Raw genomic sequence first — 19,271 nt, 5'->3', positions numbered from 1 at the left:
AGGAAAGAAGGAGGGGTTTGAATGACTACAAACCGCCATCAAGCATTAGGGCTCTCTGACGAAGAAGCCGTTGAAATGTATAGAACCATGCTGTTAGCCAGAAAAATCGACGAAAGAATGTGGCTCTTAAACCGCTCGGGCAAAATTCCGTTCGTTGTTTCATGTCAAGGACAGGAAGCGGCGCAAGTAGGCGCGGCCTATGCCTTAAACCGTGATACCGACTATGTGCTTCCGTACTACAGAGATATAGGGGTTGTGCTTGCATTCGGTATGACTGCAAAGGATTTGATGATGTCGGGTTTTGCGAAAGCAGCTGACCCGAACTCAGGCGGAAGGCAGATGCCGGGCCACTTCGGGCAAAAGGAAAACAGAATCGTAACGGGCTCATCCCCTGTTACGACGCAGGTGCCTCACGCAGTCGGAATTGCGCTTGCGGGACGCATGGATAAAAAGGATATCGTCTCTTTCGTTACCTTTGGAGAAGGATCTTCCAACCAGGGGGATTTTCACGAAGGGGCAAACTTTGCCGCCGTGTATAAACTGCCGGTCATTTTCATGTGTGAAAACAATAAGTATGCCATTTCTGTCCCGTATGACAGACAGGTGGCGTGCGAGAAAATATCCGACCGGGCGGCAGGCTACGGCATGCCGGGAGTCACTGTTGACGGAAACGACCTGCTGGAAGTTTACCGGGCCGTAAAAGAAGCGCGCGAACGGGCGTCTAAAGGCGAAGGCCCTACATTAATAGAAACGGTTTCCTACCGTTTGACACCGCATTCCAGTGATGACGACGACAGCAGCTACAGAGAACGCGAAGAAGTAGAAGAAGCAAAGAAAAAAGATCCGCTTCTTTTATACAAAGCATACTTGCAAGAAGCCGGGCTTCTAGGTGAAGAAGAAGAAAAGACCATGCTGGATGACATCATGGCTATCGTAAACGAAGCGACAGACGAAGCGGAGAAAGCGCCATACGCATCTCCTGAATCAACGCTTGATCACGTTTATGCGAAGTAGGGAGGAATACTTATGTCTGTAATGTCTTATATTGACAGTATTAATGCAGCAATGAAAGAAGAAATGGAAAGAGATCCGCGCGTGTTTGTTCTCGGGGAAGACGTCGGGAGAAAAGGCGGCGTGTTTAAAGCCACGGCGGGTCTCTATGAACAGTTCGGAGAAGAGCGGGTGATGGATACGCCGCTTGCTGAATCAGCGATTGCCGGTGTCGGCATCGGCGCCGCGATGTACGGCATGCGCCCGATTGCCGAGATGCAGTTTGCCGATTTCATTCTGCCTGCGGTCAACCAAATCATTTCAGAAGCGGCAAAAATACGCTACCGTTCAAACAATGATTGGAGCTGTCCGATGGTCATCAGAGCGCCTTACGGCGGCGGCGTGCACGGCGCGTTGTATCATTCCCAATCTGTGGAGGCCATTTTTGCCAACCAGCCGGGCCTTAAAATTGTCATGCCTTCAACTCCTTATGACGCAAAAGGGCTGTTGAAAGCTGCAGTCCGTGACGAAGATCCGGTGCTGTTTTTCGAACATAAGAGGGCGTACCGTCTGATTAAAGGCGAAGTCCCTGCGGATGATTACGTCCTTCCGATCGGAAAGGCGGATGTAAAACGCGAAGGCAGCGACATTACTGTTATTACGTACGGATTATGCGTCCATTTTGCTCTGCAGGCTGCCGAGCGCCTTGAAAAAGATGGGATTTCTGCACACGTATTAGATTTGCGTACGGTTTATCCGTTAGATAAAGAAGCCATCATTGAAGCCGCGTCTAAAACAGGAAAAGTATTGCTGATCACAGAAGATACGAAAGAAGGCGGTATTATGAGCGAGGTCGCCGCCATTATTTCTGAAAACTGCTTATTTGATTTAGACGCGCCGATCAAGCGGCTTGCAGGTCCTGACGTTCCGGCAATGCCTTATGCGCCGACAATGGAAAAATACTTCATGATGAATCCTGACAAAGCAGAAGCCGCGATGAGAGAATTAGCGGAGTTTTAAAGACGTAAGGAGGTTTTTGACATGGCGATTGAACAAATGGCTATGCCTCAGCTCGGAGAGAGCGTGACGGAAGGGACGATCAGCAAGTGGCTGGTATCCCCCGGTGATCAAGTGAATAAATATGACCCCATCGCGGAGGTCATGACGGATAAAGTGAATGCGGAGGTGCCGTCTTCTTTTACCGGTACGATTACAGAACTTGTAGGAGAAGAAGGCCAGACTCTTGCAGTCGGCGAGATCATCTGCAAAATTGAAACAGAAGAAACGGAAACCGAAGAGGCGCCGAAGCGGGAAGAAGAGCAGAATACCCCTTCAGACACCGGTGCAAACCGTCAAGGTAAAGATCAGTCAAATAAAGCGCGTTATTCGCCGGCCGTGCTCAGATTAGCGGGAGAACACGGCATTCAGCTTGAAGAAGTTGAAGGAACGGGTGCAGGCGGAAGAATTACGCGAAAAGACATTCAAAAAATCATTGATTCGGGAATGCAGCAGAAGTCGGAAGCACCGGCGCCGGCAGCCGTTCAAACAACGCAACAAGCGCCGAAACAACAGCAAAAACAAGCACCGGCACCCGCTCTGTCAGCCGGTGATATTGAAATTCCGGTTACAGGTGTCAGAAAAGCCATCGCCGCCAATATGCATAAAAGCAAAACAGAAATTCCGCATGCCTGGACGATGATGGAAGTCGACGTCACGAACATGACGGCGTACAGAAACAGCATTAAAGACTCATTTAAACAGAAAGAAGGCTTCAATTTAACGTTTTTCGCTTTCTTTGTAAAAGCGGCGGCGCAGGCTCTCAAGGAGTTCCCGCAGATGAACAGCATGTGGGCGGGAGACAAAATCGTCCAAAAGAAAGACATCAACATCTCCATTGCCGTTGCCACGGAAGATTCGCTGTTTGTTCCGGTTATTAAGCATGCTGATGAAAAAACGATTAAAGGCATAGCCAGAGAAATAACGGACCTTGCGAAAAAAGTGAGAAACGGAAAACTTACTGCGGAAGATATGCAGGGCGGCACATTTACCGTCAATAACACGGGATCTTTCGGCTCAGTTCAATCTATGGGCATTATCAACCATCCGCAGGCGGCGATTCTTCAGGTAGAATCTATCGTCAAACGTCCGGTTGTCATGAATAACGGGATGATCGCCGTTCGTGATATGGTTAATCTTTGCCTGTCTTTAGATCACAGAGTGCTCGACGGGCTCGTGTGCGGCCGATTCCTCGGACGCGTCAAAGAGATCTTAGAAAACATTGATGAACATACTTCCGTCTATTAAAAAAAACTCCTTTTGCCCGGGCGGCAAAAGGAGCTTTTTTATTTTCATTGTGAATCCTCGGGAACAATCATAGTGAGATGATGTTTTTTCACTTCGATCGTACAAGGTGTTGTTCCGTATACCTCGCCATCTGTATCCGCGTCCATCTCACGTGCGGTTTCGATTTCAATTCTGGAGGCCTGGATATAGGACAGCTCCCCTTTGAAATCATCAAACGAACCCTGCTCCATCGTCATCAGCTCCCGCAGCGCGGCAAGGCTTGTGTTGCGGCAGATTAACACATCGGCTAAGCCGTCCCGGAGGCTGGCATCAGGCAGGGGAACTCTGTTTGTCCCGATATAATGCCCGTTCATGACAAGCACCATTACGGCTTCGTCTTCTTTCACCTCGCCGTCAATCGTCAATTTGACAGGAAACGGGTTCGCGCTTGTCATCGTCCGCAAGGCGCTCGTGAAGTAGCTGATTTTACCAAGCCATGCTTTTTCAGTTTCATTAATATGGCTTGATGCTTCGGTGATCAGTCCGATGCCCCAGAAGTTCAGAAAATAGCCGTCATCCGTTTTACAGACGTCAATCATCCGTTTATGTCCGGCCGCGAGCGCTTCAGCGGCCTTTTGAAGGTTTTGCGGGATGCCGAGCGCCCGTGAGAAATCGTTGCACGTTCCTCCCGGCAAAATGCCGACAGCGGGTCTGTGATCAAGCTTGCTGATGCTGTTGATGCATTGATGCACAGTGCCGTCTCCGCCTAAAATATATAAATGGTCAACTGAACTGTCGAGATTTTCACAATACTGACGGGCATCATCCTGATGTTTGGTCGGTTTAATCAAAAGTTCGTCAGCTGACTGGGCCAAAATGGGGGCGACCGTGCCGAGCGTTTTATCAATCTGTTTTTGACCGGCGTTTCCGTTATAAATTAAAACTGCTTTCCGTTGGCTCATATGACTGCTCCTTTATTTCAGACAATCTCCTTAACAAGTTTCCCGTTTTTAAAGGGTCATAAACTTACATCGGGAGCATAAAAGGGACAAAAAACAATTGGATATGAGCGGTGTCATTTGCCGATAGGGAGGTTCCTTGCTATCATAAGAAGAGATGATCAAAAAGGAGATGTCCCAGTTGAATATGGATTTTAATTTATTTATGAATGATGTCGTGCGTCAAGCCCGCCAGGAAATCACGGCCGCCGGGTATACAGAGCTGAAAACCGCTGAGGAAGTGGACGAAGCGCTTTCGAAAAAAGGAACGACACTCGTCATGGTCAACTCTGTGTGCGGATGCGCAGGCGGTATTGCACGGCCTGCCGCGTACCATTCCGTACATTACGATAAACGCCCGGATCAGCTTGTGACGGTATTTGCCGGACAGGATAAAGAAGCGACAGCCAAAGCGAGAGAATACTTTGAAGGCTACCCGCCGTCCTCCCCGTCATTTGCCATTTTAAAAGACGGGAAAATCATGAAAATGGTGGAACGCCATGAAATTGAAGGCCATGAGCCGATGGCCGTCGTCACAAAACTGCAGGAAGCATTTGAAGAATATTGTGAAGAAGTATAAGTGAAAGAAAAACCCCGGAGCCAAGCGCTTGCGGGGTTTTTTTATATGGAATCTGTATAAATATAAATATATATACATCGGCGTTCAGCTGTCACTAATCTGAAAAACAATGACTATAATAAACACAGAAAGGAAAATATATTTTTCGAAAATAGTATTGCATCACAATTAAAAAGTGTTTAAAATACAAGTTAACGAATAAATATTCAAATTTAAGAGATCAGTAGATATGGGGGAAATGAATCATGAAGAAATGGCTGTTGGTATTAGCTGCCGCATGTATCACCTTTGCGCTGTCCGCCTGCGGATCAGGCAATTCAGGCTCAGAGGGCGGAAAGAACAAGCTGATTATGGGTACATCGGCTGACTATAAACCATTTGAATATAAAGACGGCGATCAGATCACCGGGTTTGACGTTGATCTGGCAAAAGCTCTAGGCAAAAAGACTGGCTATGACGTTGAGGTGCAGGACATGGACTTCAACAGCCTGATTACAGCCTTGAAGTCCAAGCAGGTAGATATGATTTTATCTGGAATGACACCTACGCCGGAACGGAAAAAGCAAGTTGATTTTTCTGATATTTATTATACTGCTAACAATATGATCGTTACGAAAAAGGGAAGCAGCATGAAATCCCTGAATGATCTGAAAGGCAAAACCGTCGGTGTTCAGCTCGGCTCCATTCAAGAGGAAAAAGGCAAGAAGCTCGCTTCGAAATACGGTTTTCAGCTCGAAGACCGCAACCGGATCTCAGACTTAACCGAAGAGATCAAATCCGGGCGTTTTGATGCCGCGATTATCGAAGACATCGTAGCACAAGGCTATTTCAGTTCAAATCAAGATCTGCAGGGCTTTGCGTCAGCAGATGCGAAATCAGACGAATCGGGCTCCGCGATTGCGTTCCGCAAAGACAGTGATCTGACAGCGAAGTTCAACAAAGCGCTGAAAGAAATGGAGAAAAACGGAGAAATCGAAAAACTGAAGAAAAAATGGTTCACCAACGAGAAATAAAAGAAAGCTCAACTTTTCGTTGAGCTTTTTATCTTGAATAAAGACAAAGGAGATCACACGTATGAATTTGGATTTCTCAGCAACAATCCCCCAAATTCCTTTTATATTGGAAGGCCTTGCGGTCACATTGAAAATTGTGCTCGTTTCGGCGGTCATCGGTCTTGTATTAGGCATCGTGCTCAGCTTATTTAAAATCAGCACGATCAGTCCGCTGAAATGGATTGCGGATTTTTATACTTCGATATTCCGCGGCACACCGCTCGTGCTGCAGCTGATGATCATCTATTTTGGTATGCCGCAGCTCCTCGGCTTTCAGATCGATCAATTTTGGGCGGCGGTCACCGCATTATCGCTCAATTCAGCCGCTTACGTCTCTGAAATTATCAGAGCGGGAATCAACGCAATTGACAAAGGACAAAAAGAGGCTGCCGTCGCTCTCGGCGTGCCGTACGGAAAAATGATGAAAGATCTGCTGCTGCCGCAGGCGTTTAAAAACATTTCTCCGGCTATTATTAACGAATTAATCACCTTAACGAAAGAATCGGCGATCGTCACAGTTATCGGTCTTGGCGACATTATGAGACGGGCCTACCAGTCCGGCGCCGCAACATACAACTATTTAGAACCTCTTATTGTGGCGGGCTTAATCTATTACGTGCTCGTTTTGATCTTAGCATTCATCGGAAAAGGCGTAGAAAGGAAGCTGAAAGCCAATGATTAAGGTCGACAACCTGTCAAAATCATTCGGGAAACATGAAGTACTGAAAAACATTTCAACACAGATCGAAGAAGGGGAAGTCGTCGCTGTCATCGGCCCTTCCGGTTCCGGCAAATCAACGTTTCTGCGCTGCTTAAATCTGCTGGAAACCCCGAGCGGCGGAACGATTGCCATTAAAGAAAATGAAATTACCGCAGCTAAAACGAATAAACTGAAAGTGCGGGAAAATATCGGCATGGTATTTCAGCATTTTCATTTGTTTCCTCATAAAACGGTGCTTGAAAATATCACATACGCGCCGGTCAGCGTGAAGAAAGAGTCTAAAAACGAGGCGGAGGAAAAGGCGTGCGCCCTCCTTGAAAAAGTCGGACTGCTTGACAAACGGAACGACTATCCGAACCGTTTGTCAGGCGGACAGAAGCAGCGGGTCGCCATCGCGCGGGCGCTTGCCATGAATCCTGACATCATGCTGTTTGATGAACCGACCTCGGCTCTTGACCCGGAAATGGTCAAAGAAGTTCTTGAGGTGATGAAAGAGCTCGCGCAGACGGGCATGACGATGGTGATCGTAACGCACGAAATGGGATTTGCCAAAGAAGTGGCAGACCGCGTATTATTCATGGATGAAGGGACGATCGTGGAAGACGGGCAGCCGGAAGAATTTTTTCTTTCTCCGAAGTCAAAAAGAGCACAGGACTTTTTAGAAAAAATATTATAAAATATAACTGGAAGAAAAGAAGAAGAATGCTCTTCTTCTTTTTTTTGAGAAAGAAACAAACAGAATGGAGCAAGCAATGTTTAAAATCGGTTACCGCACACTAAAGACCGCACTTGGAACGGCGCTGGCCATTTATTTAGCCCAGCTGTTGCATCTGCAAAACTTCGCATCCGCAGGAATCATCACCATATTGTGCATCCAGATTACGCAAAAGCGGTCGCTTCAGGCCTCGTGGGCCCGATTTGCCGCCTGTTTATTGGCGATCGTCTTCTCATATGTCTTTTTCGGGCTGATCGGCTATTATCCGTTTGCGATCGGAATATTGCTGGTGCTGTTCATTCCGACTACAGTCGTTTTAAAAATAAACGAAGGGATCGTCACCAGCTCAGTAATCATTCTTCATTTATACATGTCCGGCGGCATTACGATGGCGTTTATCTGGAATGAGTTCCAGCTGATCACCGTAGGTATCGGCGTCGCGCTGTTAATGAATCTGTATATGCCGAGCCTCGACAGAAAACTCGCGGCGTACCGGAAAAAAATTGAGGACAACTTTTCCGTCATCTTCGCCGAAATCGAACGGTATTTGTTAACTGGTGAGCAAGATTGGTCGGGGAAGGAAATACCGGAGACGCATCAGATGATTCAAGAGGCGAAAAACCTCGCCTATCGGGACGTTCAGAATCATATTTTGCGCCATGAAAATCTTTACTATCATTATTTTAAGATGAGACAGAAACAATTTGAAATCATTGAACGGCTGCTGCCGAAGATTACCTCTATTTCAATAACGGTGGAGCAGGGCAAAATAATCGCCCATTTCATCCATGAATTAAGGGAAGCCATTCACCCCGGCAATACCGCTCATAAATTTTTAAAAAGACTTGCAGAAATGAGAACGGAATTTGAAGAAATGCCGCTCCCGGCAACGCGCGAGGAGTTTGAAGCGCGGGCGGCTTTGTTCCACCTCCTCGGTGAGATGGAACAATATCTTGTGATTAAAAGTTATTTCAAAGGCATCAAGCTGTAAAAAACATATGGATCAATCGCATGAGTCCTCCTTTCATTGGTCATTCTAATGAAAAAAGGAGGGGAGCCCATGCGATTTTTTTTATTGTCAGCCGTCCTGCTGCTGTCACCGCTTTGGCCGCTTGGCGCGAACCCTTTGCCGGGTGACCCTTATATTATCGTCAATAAAGCCACAAATGCGCTTGCTGTTGTGAAGGATAACCGAATAGAAGGCATTTATCAGGTGGCGACGGGAAAAACGGATGATTTGACGCCTGAAGGAGAATTTACGGTAACGGTCAAAGCCGTCAATCCGTATTACCGGAAGAAAAATGTAGAGGGAGGCGCGCCGGAAAACCCGCTCGGCGTCCGCTGGATCGGTTTTGACGCGAAAGGCACCGACGGCAGGATATACGGCATTCACGGAACAAACAGAGAAGAGCTGATCGGGGGGTTTGTTTCAAACGGCTGCATCCGTATGAAAAACCGGGATGTCATCCGTATTTTCCGGATTATCCCTCCCGGAACGAAAGTATTGATTACAAAAGAAAACCGCTCATTCGAGGACATTGCAATAGAGCGGAAAGCCCTCATAAAAAAGCAGGAAACCCCCTTGCAATGAGGCGCCTGCTTTTTTAACGCAAATACATCATAATGCCTGAGAGGAGGGTTGAAAGTATAAATACGCCCAAAATGACGATAACGGCGCTTTTCATAAATTTTTGAGACATTGTTTCACTCCTTAAGATTACTGTCTATCATTTTAACGTGTTTTGCTTGTATGAACAAGCCATATCCTATGGCGGAAAGCAGGTGGCCGCGCTATGAAAAAACTTGATCATGTCGGCATTGCCGTCAGCTCTATTGAAGCTGCGAGAGGATTTTACGAACGGATGCTCGGGCTTACGTATATGGGAGACGAGCTGGTAAGCGGCCAAAATGTGAGAGTTGCTTTTTTAGAGGCGGGAGGCACAAAGCTTGAGCTGATTGAGCCGCTGTCGGACGCGTCTCCCGTCAGCTCTTTTTTACAGAAAAGAGGCGAAGGGCTGCATCATTTGGCATTCCGCTGCGCCGATATGAAGGAAACGATCAAGGAGCTTGAAGCATGCCGCATGACTTTGATCCATCATGAACCGCAAAACGGAGCGGGCGGGAAGAAGATCGCATTTCTCTCTCCAAAAGAGGCGAACGGGGTCCTGATTGAGCTTTGTGAAACAATTGAAAAAGGAGAAACTCAAGATGAGCATGAGTGATCATATCAGACACTTAAATGAAAGACGTTCCTTTTTAACAAACGGCGGCGGAGCGGAAAAAAATGAAAAACAGCACAAAAAAGGCAAGCTGACGGCAAGAGAAAGAATTGACTATTTATTGGATGAAGACAGTTTTTCAGAGCTGCAGCCGTTTGCCAAAAGCCGCATGCCCGGGTGCCAGAATGCTCCGGGAGACGGCGTTGTTACCGGATACGGCACAATTGACGGACGGCCCGTGTATTTGTTTGCCCATGACTTTACCGTACTCGGCGGGACGCTCGGCGAGACACATGCGGAAAAAATCGCGGCGGTAATGGATCTGGCGGCGAAAAATAAAACTCCGATCATCGGGCTGAACGACTCAGGTGGTGCGAGAATTCAAGAGGGTGTGGTATCATTAAATGGATACGGTCATATCTTTAGGCGCAACGTCCTTTACTCGGGAGTGATTCCGCAAATTTCTGTCATCCTTGGGCCGTGTGCCGGCGGTGCTGTTTATTCACCCGCATTGACGGATTTTGTGATTATGGCGGAACATACGTCGCACATGTTTATTACAGGCCCGAAAGTCATTGAACAGGTGACGGGTGAACAGATTGACGCGGAAAGTTTAGGCGGTGCGGGAATACATAATGTGATAAGCGGAAATGCCCACTATTCCGCACGAACGGAAAAAGAGGCTCTTTCCGCTGTGAAAACCCTGCTTTCTTATCTCCCGCACGGCGGACAGACGGCATTGCCCGTTAAAAAGGAAGACGCCAGACCGTTATTAAACACCCTCGTTCCCGCGGACAGTTCGAAACCTTACGATGTGTTACAGGTAATAAAAGAGCTGGCGGATGACGGAACGTTTTTTGACATTCAGCCGTATTTTGGCAAAAACATTGCTGTCGGTTTTCTGAAACTCGGACGGCGTACAGTCGGTGTTGTCGCAAACCAGCCGAAACACTTGGCGGGGAGCCTCACGATTGATGCTGCTGACAAAGCGTCGAGATTCATCCGTTTTTGTGACGCGTTTCATATTCCGCTATTGACGATCGCTGATGTTCCTGGGTTTCTTCCGGGCCTTCAGCAGGAACATGCGGGAATCATCCGTCACGGAGCAAAATTGCTGTATGCTTTTGCCGAAGCGACGGTGCCGAAAGTGACGCTCATCATCAGAAAAGCTTACGGAGGCGCCTATGTCGCCATGAATTCGAAAGGGCTCGGGGCAGATCTTGTATTCGCCTGGCCCAATGCGGAAATCGCCGTGATGGGAGCGGAAGGCGCGGCGTCGATTTTATACAGCAGAGACATACAGGCTTCTGACGACCCGGAGAAAACGAAGCGCGAAAAAAAAGCCATATACGAAAAGGAAAACGCCGGTCCGTATAAAGCGGCGGCCTGCGGAATGGTGGATGATATCATCCGGCCGGAAGACTCGAGGAAAAAATTGATTCAGGCATTTGACATGCTTGCGCATAAGGAAGAGGAAAGACCGAAAAAAAAGCACGGTAATATACCGCTTTAAACGGAGGGAACTGAAAATGGTAAACGAAAAACGTCTGCTTGAAGAATTTCTTGAACTCGTTCAAATTGATTCAGAGACAAAACATGAAGCGGAAATCAGCAAGGTGCTTAAACAAAAATTCACTGATTTAGGATTGAGCGTAAAAGAAGATGATACAAAAGAAGTGACGGGGCATGGAGCCGGCAACTTAATCTGTACGTTAAAGGGCACAAAAGATGCGGATACGATTTATTTCACATCGCATATGGACACGGTTGTCCCGGGCAAAGGCGTTAAGCCGATTGTGGAAGACGGCTATGTAAAATCCGACGGCACGACGATTCTCGGCGCTGATGATAAGACGGGTCTTGCCGCAATGTTTGAAGCCATTAAAGTGCTGAAAGAACAAAACATCGAGCACGGCACCATTGAATTCATTATCACGGCCGGAGAAGAATCGGGATTAGTCGGGGCAAAAGCAATGGATCGTTCAGACATTACCGCGAAATACGGTTTTGCGCTTGATTCAGACGGAAAAGTCGGCAACATTATTGTAGCCGCGCCGACACAAGCGAAAGTGAGAGCAACCATTTTCGGGAAAACGGCTCATGCGGGGGTAGAACCGGAAAAAGGCATCTCCGCGATTACAATCGCATCAAAAGCTATCTCTAAAATGCCGCTCGGCCGTATTGATAAAGAAACAACGGCTAATATCGGACGTTTCGAAGGCGGCACGCAAACCAATATCGTCTGCGACCAGGTTGATATTCTGGCTGAAGCGCGTTCATTAGTGCCTGAAAAAATGGAAGCGCAAGTGCAGAAAATGAAAGAAGCTTTCGAATCTGCTGCAGCTGAGATGGGAGGCCGCGCGGAAGTGGACATCGCGGTTATGTATCCGGGTTTCAAATATCAGGACGGCGATCAGGTTGTGGAAGTCGCGAAAAAAGCGGCGGCAAAAATCGGCCGGCCGAGCGAACTTCAGACAAGCGGCGGCGGAAGTGACGCAAACGTCATTGCCGGCCACGGCATTCCGACAGTCAACCTGTCAGTAGGCTATGAACAAATCCATACGAAAAATGAAAAAATGCCGATTGAAGAGCTCGTCAAAACGGCGGAAATGGTCGTTGCCATTATCGAAACAGCGGCCAACTAAAAACGAAGCACCCAGTTGATTGGGTGCTTTTCATTCTTCATGATAATTGGTTTAAAGCCTTGCAGATACAAGAAAAAAACCCTGCCGGATAGTTCGGGCAGGGTTTCAGTATTATGATTTGGCGGGCTCCGCCTGAGCCGCAGCTTGTTTCTTTTTATGATGCGTCTGCTGTAAAAGTACATTCTGCACTGTCAAAAACAGTCCGCTTGTAAACCAGTAAAGCGGCAGCGCAGCCGGTACGTTAAGTGAAAAAACGGTCATCATGACAGGGAAAATAAAGACCATGATTTTTGCTGACTGCATCGCGGCCGGATTTTGAGCAGCCGGTGAATATTTCTCGTTTAATTTTTGGGAAATATAAGCCTGTAAGAAATACATGGCCCCCGCGCACAGTGATACAAGAATATCAGAATGCCCTAAGCTGAACCACAGAAATGAGTGTGAAGCGATTTCCGGCGTTGAGCGGATGGCGTAATAAAAACCGATCAAAATCGGGAATTGCACCAGCATCGGAAGACATCCCATTGCCATCGGATTCAGATTGTGCTCACGGTAAAGCTTCATCATTTCCATTTGCAGTTCTTTTTGTTTCTCCGCATCTTTCGTTTGTTTCATTTTAGCCTGAATGCTGTCGACCTGCGGTTTGATCACAGCCATTTTTTCCTGGAACACCCGCTGTTTCTTAAATTGGTTCACAAACAAAGGCAATACAACGATCCGGACGATAATCGTCACCAGAATAATCGACAATCCGTACTCACCGTGGAACAGGCCCGCCACACCTTTTAAAAGTGCCGAAAACGGCTCGATCAGGTAATCGTGGAAAAAACCGATATTCCCGAGGCCTCCCGTCTGAGTCTGAGATGTCGCCGCAAAAGCCGAGCGGCCTGTGCACAGTACGATAAAAAACAATCCGAATGCGATCCATTTTTGATATGTTTTAGACAATTATGTCTCCTCCTTTTTATCTTCACTTGCCGTTATAAAAGGAGGAAGCTGACATCTTCATCATCATTCGCCGGTGAATTCATGCGGATGACTTTACGTATCCAAGTTGTAATGCGATGATATATAATAATAAGAAAGTCTGTTCGGTTCAGCTGAACGACTGCTTGATGTTCATCTATTCGTTTCGTTCTCCAATGCTCGCCTGCGCGGCGCTCACGCAAAAGAAAAGCGATGCCGATCGCGGTCAGAGCGGGAAGAATAATTGTGAAAAAATCGACTAAAAATAAAAAGTCATTCATTGACTCAAGAATCATTTTATCACATCCATTCAGCTCTTATTTTACTACATATATATAAGGTTGTCTATGAAAGGAAAGGAGGCGCCGGGAGTGGCCGGAAAAGGGAGAATTATATTTCATATCGATATGAACAGTTTTTATGCCTCCGTAGAAATGGCGTATGATCCGTCTTTAAGAGGAAAACCTATCGCCGTTGCCGGAAACGTGAAGGAACGGAAAGGAATCATCGTCACCTGCAGCTATGAAGCGAGAGCGCGGGGCGTAAAGACCACCATGCCGGTGTGGCGGGCAAAACGCCTCTGTCCGGAACTCATCGTCGTGCCTCCGAATTTTGACCGCTACCGGAGTTCGTCAAAAGAAATGTTCAGCATTCTGAGGGAGTATACGGATTTAGTCGAGCCTGTTTCTATTGATGAAGGATACATGGATATTACGGACACACCGCACAGCCACAGGGCGTATGAGACAGCCGAAGACATTCAGGCGAGACTGCAAAAAGAGCTTCTGCTTCCGTCAAGCATCGGCATCGCCCCGAATAAATTTCTCGCTAAAATGGCTTCTGACATGAAAAAACCGCTCGGCATCACCATTTTAAGAAAAAGAGAGCTGCCGGACGTATTATGGCCTCTTCCGATTGAAGAGATGCACGGTATAGGAACGAAAACTGCGGAAAAAATAAAAACGCTCGGCATCAAAACGATCGGTGATTTGGCAAAAGGAGATGAACATGCGCTGAAAACGCTTCTCGGCATAAACGGCCCGAGGCTGAAGGATAAAGCGAACGGCATCCATCCTGCAGAAGTCAATCCCGAGCGGATTTATGAATTTAAAAGCGTCGGCAACTCATCCACCCTGTCGCATGATTCGGCTGACTGGGATGAATTAACGGGCGTGTTTGACCGGCTCGCGCTGTCTGTGAGCGAACGGCTCCAGCGTAAGGAGGTCATGGCCTGCCGGCTGTTCATCATGATTCGGTATGCGGATTGGAAAACAGTCACAAGAAGCATGACCCTCAGCAATCCGGCTGATCAGAAAAAAGACATCATGGAAGCGGCGATGGAACTGTTTGACAAGCACTGGAACCAAAACCCGGTAAGGCTTCTCGGCATCACCGGAACGGAACTGGTTGAAAAACAGCAGGCGTATAAACAGCTTGATCTGTTTTCATTCAAGGAGGACGCAAAGGATGAGCCGATTTTTCAGATGATGAACGAGCTGAATGAAAAGTACGGCCAAAACCTGATCAGAAAAGGCGCCGTTATAAAAAAAGAAGAAAGCAAAACAAGGGGAACGAGCTTTAACAGAGACTTTTTCCAGGATGAAAAGAAAAGGTGAATAACTTGAAAAAAGGGGTTATGTATGATAATTTCTTTAGTATAAATATCATTTTATTTTAATTTAAATTTTAAAATGGTTAAACGTTTGAAGAAGGGACGTTAGAATATGTCAAAACAACAAATCGGAGTTATCGGTCTTGCGGTAATGGGTAAAAATCTGGCTCTTAACATCGAAAGCCGGGGATTTTCTGTGTCTGTATACAACAGATCAAGCAGCAAAACGGAAGAGTTTTTAGAAGAGGCAAAAGGCAAAAATGTTGTCGGTACATACAGCATTGAGGAGTTTGTCCAGTCTCTTGAAACACCCCGTAAAATTTTATTAATGGTTAAAGCGGGAACTGCAACGGATGCGACGATTCAATCTCTTCTTCCTCATCTGGAAAAAGACGATATTTTGATTGACGGCGGAAATACATACTATAAAGATACACAGCGCCGGAACAAAGAGCTTGCCGAAAGCGGCATTCACTTTATCGGAACGGGTGTATCAGGCGGTGAAGAGGGAGCGCTGAAAGGGCCTTCTATTATGCCGGGCGGCCAAAAGGAAGCGCACGAACTCGTAAAACCGATTTTAGAAGCCATTTCTGCTAAAGTGGACGGAGAAGCTTGTACGACATACATCGGCCCGGACGGAGCGGGGCACTATGTAAAAATGGTGCACAACGGTATTGAATACGGTGACATGCAGCTGATCTCTGAGTCATATTTCATTCTGAAACAGGTGCTCGGATTGTCTGCCGAAGAGCTTCACGAAGTATTCGCTGAGTGGAACAAAGGAGAGCTTGACAGCTATCTGATCGAAATCACGGCTGACATTTTCACTAAAAAAGATGAAGAAACGGGCAAACCGCTTGTTGATGTCATCCTTGATAAAGCAGGCCAAAAAGGAACGGGTAAATGGACAAGCCAAAGCGCTCTTGACTTAGGCGTGCCGCTTCCGATTATCACTGAATCTGTTTTTGCGCGTTTCATTTCCGCAATGAAAGAAGAGCGTGTGAAAGCAAGCGGCCTACTGTCCGGACCAGACGTTAAGCCGGTCACTGAAAATAAAGAAGAGCTGATTGAAGCGGTCAGAAAAGCGCTCTTCATGAGTAAAATCTGTTCTTACGCACAAGGCTTCGCCCAAATGAAAGCCGCGTCTGAAGAATATAACTGGGATCTGAAATACGGTGAAATCGCGATGATCTTCCGCGGCGGCTGTATCATCCGCGCGGCGTTCCTGCAAAAGATCAAAGACGCATATGACCGTGAACCGGAGCTTGACAACCTGCTGTTAGACAGCTACTTCAAAAACATTGCAGAAAGCTACCAAGGCGCCCTTCGCCAAGTGATTTCACTTGCCGTAGCCCAAGGCGTGCCGGTACCTTCGTTCTCAAGCGCACTTGCGTATTACGACAGCTACCGTACGGCAGTGCTTCCTGCAAACTTGATCCAAGCGCAGCGTGATTACTTCGGCGCGCATACGTATGAACGCACAGATAAAGAAGGTATTTTCCATACTGAATGGATGAAGTAATGAAGAAGCCCCCGCAGTTATTGCGGGGGCTTTTCTGATATTAAAAACCGCGGGCCGTCATGAACGGCGCCGCGGTTTTTGATATTTTCTTATATATTCCACCAGTGGAGACCGTCTTTTTCAAGAAGATCGTCCGAAGCTTTCGGTCCCATTGACCCGGCTTCATAATTCGGAGAAAGGGTTTTGTCGGCTGCCCACGTTTCGGAAATCGCATCGACGAAATTCCATGAAAGCGCCACTTCGTCCCAATGGGCAAAGTTTGTCGCATCACCGAGCAGACAGTCATGGATTAATTTTTCATAGGCTTCCGGTGTGTTCATTTCATCACTGCAGTTGCTGCAGTAGTCCAGCTTAATCGGCTGAGCATGAGCGGCTCCGCCTAATTTTTTAGCATTCAGATATAGTGTAATGCCTTCATCCGGCTGAATATGGATGACAAGCAGGTTCGGATTTACATTCGTTTCATTGCCGTAATAAAGGTTCATCGGAATGTCTTTAAATTGAACGACGATTTTCGTTGATTTTTCTTTCATCCGTTTCCCTGTGCGGATATAAAACGGAACGCCGGCCCAGCGGAAGTTATCGATCAACAGCTTTCCGGACACGAATGTTTCCGTATTGGAATCCGGTGCTACATTATGCTCATCTGTATAGCTTGGTACGGAGTTTCCGTCAATCGTTCCCGCTTGGTATTGTCCGCGGACGAAGTAGTCGCTCACTTCGTTTGGGGCGACAGGGCGGAGAGCTCTCAGCACCTTCACTTTTTCGCTGCGGATTTCTTCCGTGTTCAGTTTAATCGGCGGTTCCATCGCCAAGAGAGCGACCATTTGTAAAATATGGTTTTGAACCATATCACGGAGTGCGCCTGATTTCTCATAATATCTCGCACGATCCTCAACGCCGAGATCCTCACTTGACGTAATCTGGATGTTTGAGATGTAGCGGTTATTCCACAGCGGCTCAAACAGCGCATTCGCAAACCGGATGACTTCGATATTTTGAACCATTTGTTTGCCTAAGTAATGGTCGATCCGGTAAATTTGATCTTCCGTGAAAGCTTCGCGTATTTCTTTGTTAAGCTCTTTCGCACTCGGCAGGTCATGGCCGAACGGTTTTTCAATGACGAGACGGGACCAGCCATTTGTCGCTGTGACACCTTCGTTTTTAAGTGATTTTGCGATCGTGCCGAAAAACTCAGGAGCCATCGCCAAGTAAAACATTCTGTTGTTCGGGATTTCATATGTATGTTCAAGCTGATCAAGCAGGACATTCAGCTCCTGATAGGAACCCGGATTCGTTACATCAAACGGATGGTAATAAAAATGAGATGTGAAATCGTCTATGTCTTTTTGCCCGGCAGAAGAAACAGACGTTTTAACGGTTTCCCGGAGGTCCTCGTTTGACCAAGGTCTTCTTCCAACACCTACAACTGCAAACTCTTCACCAATTTGACCATTTTTATATAAACGGTGAATGGATGGGTAAAGTTTTCGTTTTGCCAAATCCCCTGTGGCACCAAATATTACAATTACTGCTTTTGGTTTGTCGTTTGTTTTCACTTAGAGTACCTCACTTTATCTGAAGCATGGTTTAAAACCCCGCATATTTCCTTCATTTTAAATCTAAAATTCGTTGAAAGCAAACATTTCAGCCTGTTTTTTGCGGTTTGCGGAAAAAAATTAATCAGGCCGGAGAAGGCCCGGGTGAATTCACATTTTCAGCCTGATCCTGTATCCTTAGTAGTACAAAGATCTAGGAGGAAGCATTGTGGAATTATTATTTTTAGGGACGGGGGCCGGCATGCCGGCAAAGACGAGAAATGTAACGTCCGTCGCGCTGAAGCTTCTTGAAGAAAGGCGTTCCGTATGGCTGTTTGATTGCGGAGAAGCCACTCAGCATCAGATATTACATACAACAATCAAACCGAGGAAAATTGAAAAGATTTTCATCACCCACCTTCACGGCGACCATGTTTACGGTCTTCCGGGTCTGTTGGGGAGCCGTTCATTTCAGGGCGGTGAAGAAGAGCTGACGATTTACGGGCCAAAAGGCATTAAAGCCTTTATCGAAACAAGCCTGAACGTGACGGCGACTCATCTGACGTATCCTCTTACTGTACATGAAATCGAAGAGGGGACGGTTTTTGAAGATGAGCAATTCATTGTTACCGCAGCATCCGTCATTCACGGCGTGGAAGCGTTCGGCTACCGGGTTCAGGAAAAGGATATTCCCGGCGCATTGCAGGCCGGCAGATTGAAAGAAATGAATATCCCGCCCGGACCCGTCTATCAGAAAATCAAAAAAGGCGAAACGGTCACACTTGACGATGGCAGAATAATCAACGGGAAGGATTTTTTGGAACCGCCGAAAAAAGGGAGAATCGTCGCTTTTTCCGGGGATACGAGGGCATCAGAGCGGGTAACGGAGCTGGCGCGCAATGCGGATGTGCTTGTTCATGAAGCGACGTTTGCCAAGGAAGATGCAAAGCTCGCACATAATTATTATCACGCGACGACAGAACAGGCTGCGCAAACGGCAAAAAAAGCAGGCGCCAAACAGCTGATCTTAACTCATATCAGCGCAAGGTATCAGGGTGAATCGCCGATAGAGCGTCTCGAACATGAGGCGAAAGCGGTGTTTGAAAACAGTAAGATCGCATTTGACTTCATGGAGGTCACTGTGGAGCGGTCTTAAAAAATGGACGCTTGACATTTTTTTCTGATGAGATATAATAAAGCGTAATAATTACGATTTGTATAAGGGGTGAAAATGATGCGTGTGAATGTTACATTGGCCTGTACAGAGACAGGGGACAGAAATTATATTACGACGAAGAACAAACGGACGAATCCGGACCGGTTAGAAATGAAAAAGTATTCACCCCGGTTGAAAAAGTATACTTTGCATCGTGAGACAAAATAGATCACGATAACAAAAGCCATTGTGTCGTTGCACAATGGCTTTTGTT

The 19,271-nt window shown here is 46.9% G+C and carries 21 protein-coding genes; 16 read left to right on the top strand and 5 right to left on the bottom strand.

Features of this window, described 5'->3' with window-relative positions; all coding sequences use genetic code 11:
• The first annotated feature begins 21 nt into the window (after nt 1-21).
• Genes NYE62_RS12575 through NYE62_RS12565 form a run of 3 tightly spaced genes read left to right on the top strand, consistent with a single transcriptional unit; the run spans nt 22 to nt 3,294 of the window.
• Nucleotides 22-1,014, top strand: a complete 993-nt coding sequence (locus NYE62_RS12575; RefSeq protein ID WP_342496975.1) for a thiamine pyrophosphate-dependent dehydrogenase E1 component subunit alpha — start codon at nt 22-24, stop codon at nt 1,012-1,014.
• A 12-nt stretch (nt 1,015-1,026) separates the two neighbouring features.
• The gene (gene bfmBAB / locus NYE62_RS12570; RefSeq protein WP_003153216.1) at nt 1,027-2,010 is read left to right on the top strand and encodes a 3-methyl-2-oxobutanoate dehydrogenase subunit beta; all 984 of its coding nucleotides are present in this window, start codon (nt 1,027-1,029) and stop codon (nt 2,008-2,010) included.
• Nucleotides 2,011-2,031: 21 nt separating this feature from the next.
• The gene (locus NYE62_RS12565) at nt 2,032-3,294 is read left to right on the top strand and encodes a dihydrolipoamide acetyltransferase family protein (RefSeq protein ID WP_276787940.1); all 1,263 of its coding nucleotides are present in this window, start codon (nt 2,032-2,034) and stop codon (nt 3,292-3,294) included.
• A gap of 44 nt (nt 3,295-3,338) precedes the next feature.
• Here the strand turns inward: NYE62_RS12565 and NYE62_RS12560 are convergent, their stop codons facing one another.
• Nucleotides 3,339-4,235 (bottom strand): YegS/Rv2252/BmrU family lipid kinase, encoded by an 897-nt coding sequence (locus tag NYE62_RS12560; RefSeq protein ID WP_342496974.1) that lies wholly within the window; start codon nt 4,233-4,235, stop codon nt 3,339-3,341.
• Between the two features lie 178 nt (nt 4,236-4,413).
• On the opposite strand from NYE62_RS12560, the gene brxB reads away from it, so the two are divergent.
• The 6 genes from brxB (at nt 4,414) to NYE62_RS12530 (ending at nt 8,930) form a co-directional block, all read left to right on the top strand.
• A complete protein-coding gene (brxB, locus tag NYE62_RS12555; RefSeq protein ID WP_003153223.1) occupies nt 4,414-4,851 on the top strand; it encodes a bacilliredoxin BrxB in 438 nt (145 codons plus the stop codon).
• Nucleotides 4,852-5,096: 245 nt separating this feature from the next.
• Nucleotides 5,097-5,864, top strand: a complete 768-nt coding sequence (locus NYE62_RS12550; RefSeq protein ID WP_007408386.1) for a transporter substrate-binding domain-containing protein — start codon at nt 5,097-5,099, stop codon at nt 5,862-5,864.
• A gap of 61 nt (nt 5,865-5,925) precedes the next feature.
• Nucleotides 5,926-6,585, top strand: coding sequence for an amino acid ABC transporter permease (locus tag NYE62_RS12545; RefSeq protein WP_003153227.1), 660 nt, complete (start codon nt 5,926-5,928; stop codon nt 6,583-6,585).
• Nucleotides 6,578-7,300, top strand: coding sequence for an amino acid ABC transporter ATP-binding protein (locus tag NYE62_RS12540; RefSeq protein ID WP_012117941.1), 723 nt, complete (start codon nt 6,578-6,580; stop codon nt 7,298-7,300). Before NYE62_RS12545 ends, NYE62_RS12540 begins: the two co-directional genes overlap by 8 nt.
• 76 nt (nt 7,301-7,376) lie before the next feature.
• Nucleotides 7,377-8,330, top strand: a complete 954-nt coding sequence (locus tag NYE62_RS12535; RefSeq protein WP_007408388.1) for an aromatic acid exporter family protein — start codon at nt 7,377-7,379, stop codon at nt 8,328-8,330.
• Between the two features lie 69 nt (nt 8,331-8,399).
• A complete protein-coding gene (locus tag NYE62_RS12530; protein ID WP_014305372.1) occupies nt 8,400-8,930 on the top strand; it encodes a L,D-transpeptidase in 531 nt (176 codons plus the stop codon).
• A gap of 13 nt (nt 8,931-8,943) precedes the next feature.
• Here NYE62_RS12530 and prli42 read toward each other — a convergent pair whose 3' ends face one another.
• A complete protein-coding gene (gene prli42, locus NYE62_RS12525) occupies nt 8,944-9,039 on the bottom strand; it encodes a stressosome-associated protein Prli42 (protein WP_007408390.1) in 96 nt (31 codons plus the stop codon).
• 93 nt (nt 9,040-9,132) lie between these two features.
• Here prli42 and mce point away from each other — a divergent pair, with 93 nt between their 5' ends.
• Genes mce through NYE62_RS12510 form a run of 3 tightly spaced genes read left to right on the top strand, consistent with a single transcriptional unit; the run spans nt 9,133 to nt 12,203 of the window.
• Nucleotides 9,133-9,561: a methylmalonyl-CoA epimerase gene (gene mce, locus NYE62_RS12520; protein WP_015240172.1), complete on the top strand. Its 429-nt coding sequence runs from the start codon at nt 9,133-9,135 to the stop codon at nt 9,559-9,561.
• Nucleotides 9,554-11,071, top strand: coding sequence for an acyl-CoA carboxylase subunit beta (locus NYE62_RS12515; protein WP_096335158.1), 1,518 nt, complete (start codon nt 9,554-9,556; stop codon nt 11,069-11,071). The genes mce and NYE62_RS12515 overlap by 8 nt, the downstream gene beginning before the upstream one ends.
• A gap of 16 nt (nt 11,072-11,087) precedes the next feature.
• Nucleotides 11,088-12,203 carry a tripeptidase T gene (locus tag NYE62_RS12510; protein WP_003153237.1) on the top strand — a complete coding sequence of 372 codons (1,116 nt, stop codon included), beginning with the start codon at nt 11,088-11,090 and terminating at the stop codon, nt 12,201-12,203.
• Between the two features lie 111 nt (nt 12,204-12,314).
• Here the strand turns inward: NYE62_RS12510 and NYE62_RS12505 are convergent, their stop codons facing one another.
• A complete protein-coding gene (locus NYE62_RS12505; RefSeq protein WP_007408393.1) occupies nt 12,315-13,151 on the bottom strand; it encodes a membrane protein insertase YidC in 837 nt (278 codons plus the stop codon).
• Nucleotides 13,152-13,183: 32 nt separating this feature from the next.
• Nucleotides 13,184-13,465 (bottom strand): hypothetical protein, encoded by a 282-nt coding sequence (locus tag NYE62_RS12500; RefSeq protein WP_003153239.1) that lies wholly within the window; start codon nt 13,463-13,465, stop codon nt 13,184-13,186.
• A 75-nt stretch (nt 13,466-13,540) separates the two neighbouring features.
• On the opposite strand from NYE62_RS12500, the gene NYE62_RS12495 reads away from it, so the two are divergent.
• Complete coding sequence (locus NYE62_RS12495) at nt 13,541-14,785, top strand: DNA polymerase IV (protein WP_012117936.1); 1,245 nt, start codon at nt 13,541-13,543, stop codon at nt 14,783-14,785.
• A gap of 108 nt (nt 14,786-14,893) precedes the next feature.
• The gene (gene gndA, locus NYE62_RS12490; RefSeq protein ID WP_003153241.1) at nt 14,894-16,303 is read left to right on the top strand and encodes an NADP-dependent phosphogluconate dehydrogenase; all 1,410 of its coding nucleotides are present in this window, start codon (nt 14,894-14,896) and stop codon (nt 16,301-16,303) included.
• 89 nt (nt 16,304-16,392) lie between these two features.
• Here gndA and zwf read toward each other — a convergent pair whose 3' ends face one another.
• A complete protein-coding gene (gene zwf, locus NYE62_RS12485; protein WP_003153243.1) occupies nt 16,393-17,862 on the bottom strand; it encodes a glucose-6-phosphate dehydrogenase in 1,470 nt (489 codons plus the stop codon).
• 208 nt (nt 17,863-18,070) lie between these two features.
• On the opposite strand from zwf, the gene rnz reads away from it, so the two are divergent.
• Together rnz and rpmG are read left to right on the top strand one after the other, a co-directional pair.
• Nucleotides 18,071-18,997, top strand: a complete 927-nt coding sequence (gene rnz / locus NYE62_RS12480; protein WP_062623522.1) for a ribonuclease Z — start codon at nt 18,071-18,073, stop codon at nt 18,995-18,997.
• Nucleotides 18,998-19,075: 78 nt separating this feature from the next.
• Entirely contained in the window at nt 19,076-19,225 is a 150-nt protein-coding gene (gene rpmG, locus NYE62_RS12475; protein WP_003153246.1) for a 50S ribosomal protein L33, read from the top strand.
• Nucleotides 19,226-19,271: the final 46 nt, after the last annotated feature.

This window comes from Bacillus sp. FSL K6-2861, from assembly GCF_038630725.1.
Classification (GTDB): domain Bacteria; phylum Bacillota; class Bacilli; order Bacillales; family Bacillaceae; genus Bacillus; species Bacillus velezensis.
Note: the sequence above shows the minus strand (reverse complement) of the source record. Positions and strands in the feature narration are given on the sequence as shown.